The following is an 11,601-nucleotide window of genomic DNA, read 5'->3' as shown; positions in this document are numbered from 1 at the left end:
TCCATTCAAGAACAAGCAGCTTAAACAAGTTAGACCAATTACTTTTTAATTTTAATAATTTATTTCATCAGTACCACTTGATAAAGAACCTAAATTTCAAAAAAATAAAAAGGACTGGAACACAACTAGCTATGAAATACTAAAAGGCCGTCGCTCTAACCCATTAAATGTGCTAGAGCGACGGCTTTAAATATTTTTTAAAAGACTGAAGTCTTACTATAACAATGATTCAAATTTTTGTTCTTCGTTTTGTTACGATCCAAAATAACGCAATCGTAGTTACAAACCGGCTGGAAAACATCTTTTGTCTCACTGTCCAAAAATCATGGTAAATAATATTTATTTAATAATTTGAAAGCGATCTGCATCATCTAAGTATTCTTTCGGACCAGCTGGTGCTTCGATCGAACCAAATGGCATTTCACCGCGTAAATGCCAACTAGCAGGGATATCAAATTTTTCAGCTATCTGATCGTCGATCAATGGATTATAGTGTTGTAATGAAGCACCTAAGTCAGCTTCCGCTAATGCGACCCAGACAGCTTGTTGTGCGCCACCGATCGCCTGTTCAGACCAATCTTGAAAATTATCCGCATACAAAGCAAAGTTTTCTTCTTGAAAATGTACTGTGTCTGTTTCAGTAAAGAAAAGCACCGTCCCAAATCCAGCACGAAAAGTAGCGATCTTATCTTGTGTTTTTTTATAAGCTTCATCTGTTGGGACTTCACTTTTCAAACGTTTTTCGACAATATCCCACACTGAATTAGATGCATCTCCAAATAAGATCAGTGCACGAACAGTTTGTCCATTAAAAGCGCTAGGTGATTCTTTGATTGCTTCTTTGATCAAACCAGCGATCTCGTCCTCATTTTGTTTAACATTAGTGCCTAAAGCGTAAATCGAGCGACGCTGTTTTAAAGTATTGAGCGTTTCAGACATTATAAAACTCCTTTTTTAACAAAAATTTGGTAATGAAATAATAATAGCAACTTATTTTTTCAAAGTAAACTTTTTTGATTCACTTTTTTAAATAAAATCGACGAATAATATTTGAATTTGAGCCCGCATAAACCAACCAATATCTAACCAAAAAACTCCAGCCATGAACTTCTCGTTAAGCTACGAGTCAGGATCCATAGTTGAAGTAATATTACACACTCTTACTTAACATGTGCCAAGAAATAACGTTTTTTACCACGTCTAGCAATCACAAAACGACCATCAAACATTGCAGCTGGATCGATCACAAAGTCAATATCACGGATCCGATCACCATTGATCCGGATCGCACCATTAGTAACGTCTTCACGTGCTTGACGTTTAGACTTCTCAATACCTGTATTAACAAGCCACTCAACAATATTAGTTAGTTCACTGGAACACTCCACTGCTGGCATATTTTTAAAGCCTTGTTCAATGTCATCGGCAGTTAAAGTTTTGACATCACCAGAAAATAGTGCAGCCGAGATCCGTTCTGCTTGTTCAACTGCTTTTTTACCATGAACAAATTCAGTCACTTCTTGGGCTAACTTACGCTGCGCCTCACGTTTTTCAGGTTGCGTCTTAACTTTTTCTTCTAATTCAGCGATTTCTGTGCGAGACAAGAAAGTAAAGTATTTGAGATATTTAACGACGTCACGATCATCTTGATTTAACCAGAACTGATAAAATTCATAGGGAGTAGTTTTCTTCGGATCAAGCCAAATCGCACCACCAGCTGTTTTACCAAATTTCGACCCATCGGCTTTGACCATTAGCGGGATCGTCAAACCATACGCCTGTGCATTCTGTCCTTCCATTTTATGGATCAGATCAATACCACTAGTAATATTCCCCCACTGATCAGCACCACCGATCTGTAACTGAACATCATGTTCTTTCCATAAATGATGGAAATCAACTGACTGCAAGATTTGGTATGTGAACTCCGTAAATGAGATCCCTGCTTCCAAGCGAGTCGACACTACTTCTTTATTCAACATAGTATTGATATTGAACAATTTACCGTAATCCCGTAAAAAACTAAGTAGATCGATCTTAGATAACCAATCATAGTTATTCACGACCGTAATATTGTCAGGCCCAAACAATTTTTTCATTTGGACAGTTAGGGCTTTTTCATTGTGATGAACTGTTTCCATCGACTGCAAAGTCCGTTCTGAATTCCGCCCAGATGGGTCGCCGATCGAACCAGTACCACCACCGATAATTATATGTGCACGGTGTCCAGCCATCTGAAATCTTTTAAGCATCATAAATGGGATCAAATGTCCAATATGCAAACTATCACCTGTGGGGTCAGTCCCACAGTATAAGCCAACTGACTTATCATTGACTAACTTGTATAAACCTTCCTCATCAGTGACCTGATTGATCGCGCCACGCCACTTTAATTCATCAATAATATTTTCCAAATGTATCTTCCTTTCTCCACCTTGAATTTCATGCAACACAAAAAAGTACTGCGCTATATCCACGCTAAAATTTATCCAGTCCTCTTTTTTCAATAAAAAATCCCCAATGCCAATATAGACATCAGGGACGAATCTTACCGCGTTACCACCCAGATTACTGCAATAACTGCAGTCACCTTAAACATCGATAACGAGATCAACCGAATTTTGCTCCATAATGTACTTCATAAACTTGGAATAGACTGATTTACAGCGAACATCAGCTCTCTTGGCCAGGGTCCAAGTTACTACTGCGTTACTTCATTGCTTTATTAAAATTATCCTAAGCTATGCGGACACATAAGTCAATAGTCTTTTAGTCCTGTAAAGCTTGTTGTTTAGCTTGACAAGCAGGACAAAGTCCATAAACTTCGTACTGACTACTATAGATCTGATAACCCGTTTCAGTAGCCCCTTTTTGTTCTAATCGTTTAAAACTATCATCATAGACATCGACGATTTTATTACATGACACACAAATCACGTGGTAGTGAGGCTTGTCAAGATGATCATAGCGCATATGGCCATCATTGTCTGGTGCTACTTCTGTGATCAACTTATTGTCCTGCAATAATTCAAGAGTATTATAGACAGTCGCTAAACTCACACTAAACCCATTCTTGCGCACATGATCATAAATCATTTCAATTGATGGATGTTCATGTGAAGTCATTAAATAAGCCAAAATGACCTGTCGTTGGGGGGTATTTTTGATCCCATGTTCCTTCAAATTTTCAGCAGCCGTCACTAACGTTTCCTGATTTCGCAGCATAAATTGCCCTCCTTCTCACTGTAAAAAAATTTTGTGTTTGTAATTTTTAAAAAACACTTTCTATAGCGTTATTGTAGCACTATTTACAAAGAAAAGTCTATTAAATAAGTTTATCCAACAACGTATAGTGTGCTCTCAAGCAACCAGTGGGAAAAATTTAATAACTTTAAACAGCCAAGTTTGTAGTGCTAAAAGATACTTGCCATCTAAGAGATCATCTAGTTGATCGATCCAGATCAGCCGCAATTCGATCAACAATAAACAAATCATCAATCCAAAAACTAGGTATTCTGCTAAACTGCCTGTTTTGTATGAAAAGAACTTACCACTATGCTTGGTTTTTCGCTTTTTTGGCCACAACCAATTCACACCTTCTTGTGAAAAGCTATCTTCTATCAAATGACAAAGATAGCCAAATGTCAGCCAAAATGGTGTGTAGATCCCACGACTAGTTAAATAGTTCGTAGCTAACACATTCATCAACCAAAATACTACCACTAATGCGACTAAAGAATGGGTAGCTTTCCGGTGTCCAAATGTTTTATTGGTTAGGCCGCTAGCAAGTTTATTCCGTTGACCTAAAAATGATTGTGGATGATCAATATCAGGCAGTAAACTACCCAACCCTAACATCCCAATGTTTATGGGTTCAACTTGTCCCCCGCTAGCCATGACTGGCAGTCCCACGACTATTGTCGCTATTAAATGCGTTTTGTACTCCATAATCGATCCTTTTTAATTAAATTTACTGGTGCGTTATTCCTCAAATTCATGCTCGTATTTAAGAGAAGAACGCCCATTTTCGGATAAAACGTGTAATTGATCAGGGATCTCCGTCCGTAATTCTGTAACGTGACTAATGATCCCGATCAAACGATTTTCACCTTCTATGGCTCGCAAGGCATCTAAAGCCATTTGCAAGCTATCCGTGTCTAAAGATCCAAAACCTTCATCTACAAAAAGTGCTTCAACACTCACTCCGCCTGCCTGTGCTGACACGACCTCGCCTAAAGCTAAAGCCAAACACAAAGCAGCAATAAAGCTTTCCCCACCAGAAAGAGTCCGTACCGAGCGGATCTTACCCGCATTATCATCATAAATATTAAGTTCTAAGCCGGTGTTAGAAGCATAACTGCCCGCCTTATCATCCAAACAAAAACTATAGCGTCCACCCGTTAATTCGGCAAAGCGTTGGTTAGCTACCTCTAATACCTGTTTAAAGTAGCTTTGCAGCACATATCTTTCAATATTAAGCTTCAACTTTCCTTTTCCTGAAACAACTTCAGCTAACTGTGTCCACTGCTGATCTTGATCGATCTGGCTTTGATAATCTTGCCAGATCTGGCTGACCTTTGTATAAGTATCTTGATTTTGTTGAAAAACGTGGTTGACCTTACTACGCTGTTGGAATAAAGTATCTTGTTTAAGCTTGATCTGTGCAATTTGTTTTTTGGTTTGCTCGATCTGTGGTGTGGGTCGATCAGCAATCCGTTTTGCTAATTGCTTTTGTTTTGTCTGATTAATAGTCAACTTTTCATGATATTTTTCTAGCTGACTGCGCAATGTTGTTAAAGAATCAAGCTGTTGGCTCAAAGTTTGCAAGCGTGACAGATCCATTTCACCACTATAATTTCGACAAGCCGTTCTCAATTTTTCTTGTGCGACAGTATAATTGATTTGAGCTTTTTTAAGCTGTTGTGTTCGTTCTTTTAGACCAGACTCAACGGCAGCGATATTATTAGACAACACGTTATGCTTTTTTTGGACTGTTTGTTGTTGCTGCTTAAAATCAGTAACTGACTCCTTCCAAGACTTTAATTGTTCTTGTAATTCCTGACTGGAGGCGTACTTCTTTGGCAATTGCGCTTTAGTTTGTTCATACTCAATGGCTAATTTTTGTTCAGCTAACTGAGCTTGCTGACAGTTTTCAGCTGCAGTCTGACTAGCATTTTCCAGTGCTGTTTGTTGTTGTTGTAAAGTAGTCAGCTGTTCTTGCATTTTTTGGCTAGTTGCCTGTCGTTTGTCAAACGTTTCTGTATCCGTCACCAGTTGCTGGCGTGAGACTTGTACAGCATGGATCACATTATCTAAACTAGCATCGCTTCTTAAGGCAAGCGATTCGACCAGTTTTGCTTGTTGTTTCTTAAGTGTCAGATCTTGTTGCGTTAAATACTTTTCTCGTGCAGTAACTGTACCTTTTTGTGTATTAACTGCTGCTAGTGCATCTTGATGGACTTTTTGCGCCGCTTTAACTTGTTGTTTTGTCACTGGTTCAGACATAGTCTTAACATTGGCTGGGTGAGGATGATCAGTCGCACCACACAAAGGACATGGTTGACCTGGCTTTAGGCGTGCAGCTAGGCTAACGATCTGGTCGGCAGCAAATTTAGCATCGAGATCCTGATATTTATCTTGGGCCGCTTGAACATTTTCTTGCAGCTGACCCAATTCTGTTCTCAATGCCTTCAGTTCTGTTATCGTAGCATTTTTTTGTTCAGCGGCCTGTTTTAAATCAGCTAACTTTTGCTCAAGGTTTTGAACCTGGTCTTTTTTAGCTTGTAACTGCAGTTCTTTTTGATGTAGATCTGCGTACTCTTGCAGTCCTTTTTCCAATTTGGCCTGGCGTTTTGTACTTTGTTTGACTTCTTCTTGAGCCTTGGCAACTTCTTTTTTTTGTTGTTTGACTTGAACAAGCATTTCCTTGTGATCTGCTTGTAATTGTTCAACTTTTTGGTACAAGGCCACTTTATCTTTTAAACGTTCGATCTGGCCTTGATATTTTTCAATTTGAGGTTCAGCTTCAGTTAATTGCTTTTGTTGTACCTTATTTTGAGCTAATTCTTGTTGTAAGGTCGCTTGTTTTTTCGTTTCACTTTCTTGTTTAGCCTTTAATCTTTCCGTCAAGTCTGCCGCATCGGTATAGTCTTTAAGCGTGGCCTGTTGTTTATTAGCCCATTCCAATTCTTGTAATTGTACTTGTAGCTGATCAAACTGAGACTTTTGTTTCTCTAATCCTTGTGCTTGTTTTTGATATTCAGCCAACTTATTTTGGTCATCAAGTAAGCTTTGTTGCGTTTGAAATAAGCGGTCTAATTTAGTTTTTTGTTGATCATTTTCCTGATACTTTGCTTGATATTTAGCGATCAAAGCACGCTGTTTTTTTAATTCTAAAGCAAGTTGCTCCAACCAATCGGGAACTGGTCGGTTTATATCGACCAGTTCAGGCTTATCAACTTGAACATTTTTTTGCAGCTCATGAAGATGTTCAAGTTGCTGTTTAGTTGCAGCTTGTCTTTCCTTATTTCGTTCCTTGATATTGTCAACAAAGCGCTGATAAAACTCAGTTCCAAATAATTCACGCAAAACCGTCTCTTTGCTATTACTGTCAGCCGACAAAAAATTGCGAAATTGGCCTTGGGGCAAGATCACGATCTGTGAAAACTGTTCTGCAGTTAAATTCAGCAGGTCACTGATAAAACGGTTTGCCTGATTGATCTTATCGATCTCACGTTTTTCTCCGGAAACATCACGGTAAATCAAAGAAACCTTTGCTGCTCGCTCAGTCTGACCATTACCTCGTTTGGAAGCAACAGTTTGTTTAGGAGAACGCGTGATTTGATAATTTTTTTGTTGGTCTTCAAATTCAAACATAACTTCTGTTAGATCCTGATCATCTGCAAAATCAGAACGCATTTCGTAAGCGTCACGTTCATTACCTGAAGTTTGTCCAAACAGGGCAAAACACATCGCATCAAAGATCGTCGTTTTTCCCGTACCTGTTTTTCCACTGATCAGAAAAACTGACGCATCAAAAAAAGCAGAAAAATCAACTGTTTCATTGACATATGGGCCAAAATTTTTCATACGAAGTTTAATGGGTTTCATATGTATCTCCCTCCTGCAATTCCGTAAAACTTTCTTTAACGATTTTTTCTTGTAAAGGAGTGGGCTTATCCGCTGTCATTTCTTCAAAAAAAGTCTCAAATAATTCCAGTGGGTTCAAATTAGCCCGGGTCGTCTTTTGATCGGATACTAAGGCATTTTCACGTCCATTGACCCGCGATAAGCTAACGATACGTGGATAATAACGACGTAATTTGTTCATAACATCGTCGATCACTGCCCGGTCGGTCAACCGGATCGCCACATAATCCTTTTCTGGGATCAAACGATACAACTTGGGGTCAGTCAATTCAGCAAATGAATTTTCTAAAATATGAATATCATGTAATGGTTTTAATGGGATCCATTTGGCTTGATATGGATCAGTGTCCACGATCCAGACGCCCTTTTCAGTGTTTGCTTCACTTGTCGAAAACTTAACTGGTGAACCAGCGTAATGAATAAAGTCATGCTTGATCGCATTTTTGTCATGTAAATGTCCCAAAGCAACGTAATCAAACTTTTCTAAGAGATCAACTGGTACTGGATTTAACCCGCCCACTTCTAACAGAGTTTCTGAATCTGTATGTGAACTGCCGGCAGCAAAAAAATGCGCGACCAAAACATGTTTTTTATCAGAGGCAAATTTCTGCTCCATTTCTGCCACAACTTTTTCCATGATCTCAGGCAAATTTTTCAAAGAATCATCTTCAAAATAATTACGCGCCATTTGCGGTTGAAAATATGGCAACATAAAAAACTGTGTGTCCCCTAAAATTACAGGTGAAAAAGCATCATTAAACTTAGTTTTCAAATAGAAGTCAGTCGCTTGGTACCAATCACTGCCAGTTTCTAATCGAATAGCCGAATCATGGTTGCCGCTGATCGTTAACAATGGGTATCCTGCTTGCAAATTAAGTTCTTTTAACATTTGATTAAGTAAGGCTACTGAGTCTTCACTAGCAACTGCACGATCATATAAGTCACCTGCGATCACGACCGCTTCTACGTTTTGATCAACCGCGATCTGCTTGATCTGGTCAAACGCATCACGTTGCTCTTCAGATAAGTCAAAGCCATGCAATTTTTTGCCAACATGCCAATCTGCTGTATGTAAAAAACGCATCTTATTTCCTCCAGTCGTTTTTCAAACATTAGTTCGTATAATTTTAACACAAAAAGAGCATCACTGCCCTTTAAATCTAGCTATCACAACTAGACTATTCTTGGTTCAAAATTGATTCGAGCCCACTATTATAGTTATCTTCGATCAGATCACCATACTTGTCTGGTTGAATATCGATCAACCGTTCATCGAAATTAGGAAAAACGTGCTTAGAAATAAAATCTAACAACCCATCGTGTAATAGATCGATCTCATGTGTATCATGGTCGTTCAACGTAAACGTCCCATTTTCATCAACACGGTCTTTGGCATTAGCTAGCAAAGTTAAAGCCGCATACATACCAGCATCATGAGCAACTGTTTTAATACAAGCACTCAAAGGTTGAGGAACTCCCAAATAATCAATAAAAATTTGCTGTTTGTCCTGGAACAAGTTAAATTGTTTACCTAAAAATTCAATAAAACGCGAGTCTTGTGTTCGGTTATGGTCAACTGATCGCATCTGCAACTCTCCTCATATATTTTTCAAATTTATCCTTAATTATACCCTAAACAAAGATAGTTAGATAATATTTGCTATAACACCGTTTTAGTCCAGCATTATGGCGGCAGTATGTTGTGGCAAATAAACATCGAATAAAATATACAACCCAATTATGATACAAAAGATACCCAACGCGAAAAATAAAATTCGGACTGCGAAAGCATCTTTTTCTTTCATGCCAACTGCACTGATCACCATCAGTAAGCCGACTAAACACAGTAATAAAATAATCAATATTATGGATAACCGCACTTTCCCACCCACTATCTGTAATGTTCGTACCTTAATTATAGACATATTTTCTGCAAATGAAACTGTCACCCTTAAAGATTTTACAGAAATTTCCAAATTCTTAATTTTCCGACTGAAAAAATTTCTTGCTTCTCTTTAGAAACAAGTTCTATAATTTAATTCTACTGCTTGTCCGAACTGCTGACTTGTGGGAAACTAAAGATGAGATGTGAAACATACCGACTTTATTTGCTTGTCTTTAAAACTCGTAAATAACTTATCTGTATTGTTTTACCAGTTAATTACTTAAAGGAGACTGTCATGGCCGAACTTGTATATAAAAAAATCATTGCAGATCTAAAGAAAAAAATTTTTGCTGGAAAGTTTCCTTCCATGCGACTGCCAGACGAGCGCTCATTGTCTGAGTACTATTCAGTTAGTCGAAGCTCTATCAAGCGTGCTTTAACGCGGATGGCAAGTGATGGTGTGATTTTTAAAAAAAGAGGCTCTGGGACCTTTATTAACCCACTTTATTTAAAAAATGAGTCTGTCTTCAATTATGGAGAAAGTTCAAACATGGGAGTTTCAGATAACTTTGAGATGAATGGTAAAAGCCCCCAAATCAAAGTATTGAATTTTGAAGTCATTCGCCCCACGGAAGAGATACAACATGACCTGTTTTTAAAGCCTGATGACTTCGTTTATAAAATAGACCGGCTTCGGCTGTTTGATGAGCAACCATTTATGATCGAAACTGGCTACATACCGATCAAGATCTTACCTAGCCTTTCACTTAAAAAAATTGAGGGCTCAATTTTTAGCTACGTCGAACAAGCCTTTGGACAAACGGTTTCCAAATCATTCCTCTCAATTTTTGCAGAACCATCGACCAAATATGACCAGGATCTGTTGCATCTGAAACCTAACGAGCCTGTCGGTGTGATGGAAGGTATCTTCTTTTTAAATAATGGAACTCCATTTGAATTTTCACGGATGCGACTTCATTACAAATACATGAAATATAATACCTTCGTCACTATTTCAGATTAAGCTTGGTATAACAACGTTTCTATTTTAAAGTTTGAAATCTACTAACAAAATATTTTTCTGGCTGGAAAACGAGAGGCTGGGACAAAACAATATTCCAGTCTCTTTTTTTTGCCAAAAATAATCAAATTATCGCTTGAAATTTTTATAGCATAAACGCGTTTCAAAAGTCTGAATCCTCAATGTAATGCCATTTGCGCCATTCCTGTCCTGCGCTTTGCTACGGCCAAAAATGTCGTAAACGACGTTACATACCGGCTTCAAAACGACTTTTGTCCCGCTCTCTTTTTTATTTGTCGCAAAAAATTATCCAAAACAAAAGAGGTTGGGACATAACTAGCTAGCTGTGTGATACAAAAAAGGGCCGCCGATTTAACCCATTTAATAGGTTAAATCAACGGCCCTAAACGTGTTCCAAAAGATTGAAGCCATACTGTAACGATAATTACGTCATTCTGGCTCTTCGCTTTGCTACGGCCAAAAATGGCGTAAATGGCATTACATACCAGCTTCAAAATGACTTTTGTCCCGCTCTCTTGTTATTGCTCAATTTATTTTTTATTATCTGCATCATAAATATACTGACGTGTCATTGGTGTACCCGTTCCACTGGTTCCGTTAACCAACAAATACTGCATAACGTCAATATTACCAGCTTCAAATGAAGCAGCACAAGCTTGCAAATACAGATCCCACATGCGTGCAAATTTCTGACCATAACGTCCCTTAACTACATCGTAATTTTCGATAAAATTATGTCGCCAGCATTCCAAAGTCTTTTGGTAATGACGACGTAGCGGTTCTAAATCAGTTAATTGCAAGCCAGTATCCATTACATGTTGTAAGTTTTCGACCATATTGGGAATGTAGCCACCTGGGAAAATATATTTAATGATAAATGGATCAACACCAGCACCGCTATGTTGTCCGGTGATCCCGTGGATCAATGCGCGACCATTTGGTTTCAACAAACGTTTAACAGTGGCAAAGTACTCGCCTAGATTTTCTTTACCCACATGTTCAAACATACCAACAGAAGTTACGAAATCATACTGACCTTGCAAGTCACGGTAGTCTTCTAAGTAAACATCAACTTTATCTTCTAAGTTGCGTTCTTTGATTTGTTGCTTGGTATAATTATATTGTTCCTGACTCAATGTCACACCTGTAGCATGAACACCATATTCTTCTGCAGCAGTGTATAAAACTGTGCCCCAACCAGAACCAATATCTAACAAACTGCCACCATCAGTAATAGCTAGTTTATTTAGGATGTGGCGGACCTTATTTATCTGTGCTTGTTCTAGAGTATCGTCCTCATTTTTGAAGTAAGCGCAAGAATAAGTCATCGTCTTATCCAACCACATACTATAAAAATCATTCCCGATATCGTAGTGACTTTGAATGTCTTCTTTAGAATCAATTTTCGAATGAGAAATTTTAGGCAAATGTTTTAGGAAAGAGTTTTTCTTCAAAAAGCTGCCTGATTTGCGATAAGCAGAAGCCACCAGCTTTTGAATCCCACGATCGCCATAGATCAAAAGAG

9 protein-coding genes, 1 pseudogene and 1 other annotated feature are annotated in these 11,601 nt (G+C 38.3%); of the genes and pseudogenes, 1 reads left to right on the top strand and 9 read right to left on the bottom strand.

Annotated features, from left to right (window positions below):
• Positions 1 to 339: 339 nt before the first annotated feature.
• The 8 genes from LACPOB_RS0111190 to LACPOB_RS0111155 all read right to left on the bottom strand — a co-directional run bounded on the left by LACPOB_RS0111190 (position 340) and on the right by LACPOB_RS0111155 (position 9,125).
• Complete coding sequence (locus LACPOB_RS0111190) at positions 340 to 939, bottom strand: nitroreductase family protein (RefSeq protein ID WP_017868909.1); 600 nt, start codon at positions 937 to 939, stop codon at positions 340 to 342.
• A gap of 221 nt (positions 940 to 1,160) precedes the next feature.
• On the bottom strand, positions 1,161 to 2,414 hold the full coding sequence (tyrS, locus tag LACPOB_RS0111185; protein WP_026142841.1) for a tyrosine--tRNA ligase: 1,254 nt from the start codon (positions 2,412 to 2,414) through the stop codon (positions 1,161 to 1,163).
• Between the two features lie 120 nt (positions 2,415 to 2,534).
• Positions 2,535 to 2,727, bottom strand: a binding site (T-box leader).
• A 42-nt stretch (positions 2,728 to 2,769) separates the two neighbouring features.
• Positions 2,770 to 3,225 carry a Fur family transcriptional regulator gene (locus LACPOB_RS0111180; RefSeq protein WP_017868907.1) on the bottom strand — a complete coding sequence of 152 codons (456 nt, stop codon included), beginning with the start codon at positions 3,223 to 3,225 and terminating at the stop codon, positions 2,770 to 2,772.
• Positions 3,226 to 3,360: 135 nt separating this feature from the next.
• A complete protein-coding gene (locus tag LACPOB_RS0111175) occupies positions 3,361 to 3,948 on the bottom strand; it encodes a metal-dependent hydrolase (RefSeq protein WP_017868906.1) in 588 nt (195 codons plus the stop codon).
• 33 nt (positions 3,949 to 3,981) lie between these two features.
• Positions 3,982 to 7,110: an SbcC/MukB-like Walker B domain-containing protein gene (locus LACPOB_RS0111170; protein ID WP_017868905.1), complete on the bottom strand. Its 3,129-nt coding sequence runs from the start codon at positions 7,108 to 7,110 to the stop codon at positions 3,982 to 3,984.
• Positions 7,097 to 8,233: an exonuclease SbcCD subunit D gene (locus LACPOB_RS0111165; protein WP_017868904.1), complete on the bottom strand. Its 1,137-nt coding sequence runs from the start codon at positions 8,231 to 8,233 to the stop codon at positions 7,097 to 7,099. The genes LACPOB_RS0111170 and LACPOB_RS0111165 overlap by 14 nt, the downstream gene beginning before the upstream one ends.
• 94 nt (positions 8,234 to 8,327) lie before the next feature.
• Positions 8,328 to 8,735 (bottom strand): hypothetical protein, encoded by a 408-nt coding sequence (locus LACPOB_RS0111160; protein ID WP_017868903.1) that lies wholly within the window; start codon positions 8,733 to 8,735, stop codon positions 8,328 to 8,330.
• A gap of 87 nt (positions 8,736 to 8,822) precedes the next feature.
• A complete protein-coding gene (locus LACPOB_RS0111155) occupies positions 8,823 to 9,125 on the bottom strand; it encodes a hypothetical protein (RefSeq protein ID WP_225429666.1) in 303 nt (100 codons plus the stop codon).
• A gap of 204 nt (positions 9,126 to 9,329) precedes the next feature.
• Here LACPOB_RS0111155 and LACPOB_RS0111150 point away from each other — a divergent pair, with 204 nt between their 5' ends.
• Positions 9,330 to 10,058, top strand: coding sequence for a GntR family transcriptional regulator (locus LACPOB_RS0111150; protein WP_017868901.1), 729 nt, complete (start codon positions 9,330 to 9,332; stop codon positions 10,056 to 10,058).
• A 548-nt stretch (positions 10,059 to 10,606) separates the two neighbouring features.
• Here LACPOB_RS0111150 and LACPOB_RS12215 read toward each other — a convergent pair.
• Positions 10,607 to 11,601, bottom strand: a pseudogene (locus tag LACPOB_RS12215) (class I SAM-dependent methyltransferase); the annotation flags it as partial.

Origin of the sequence: Ligilactobacillus pobuzihii E100301 = KCTC 13174 (assembly GCF_000349725.1) — a bacterium.
Taxonomy (GTDB): domain Bacteria; phylum Bacillota; class Bacilli; order Lactobacillales; family Lactobacillaceae; genus Ligilactobacillus; species Ligilactobacillus pobuzihii.
This window is presented reverse-complemented; position numbering and strand designations above follow the sequence as displayed.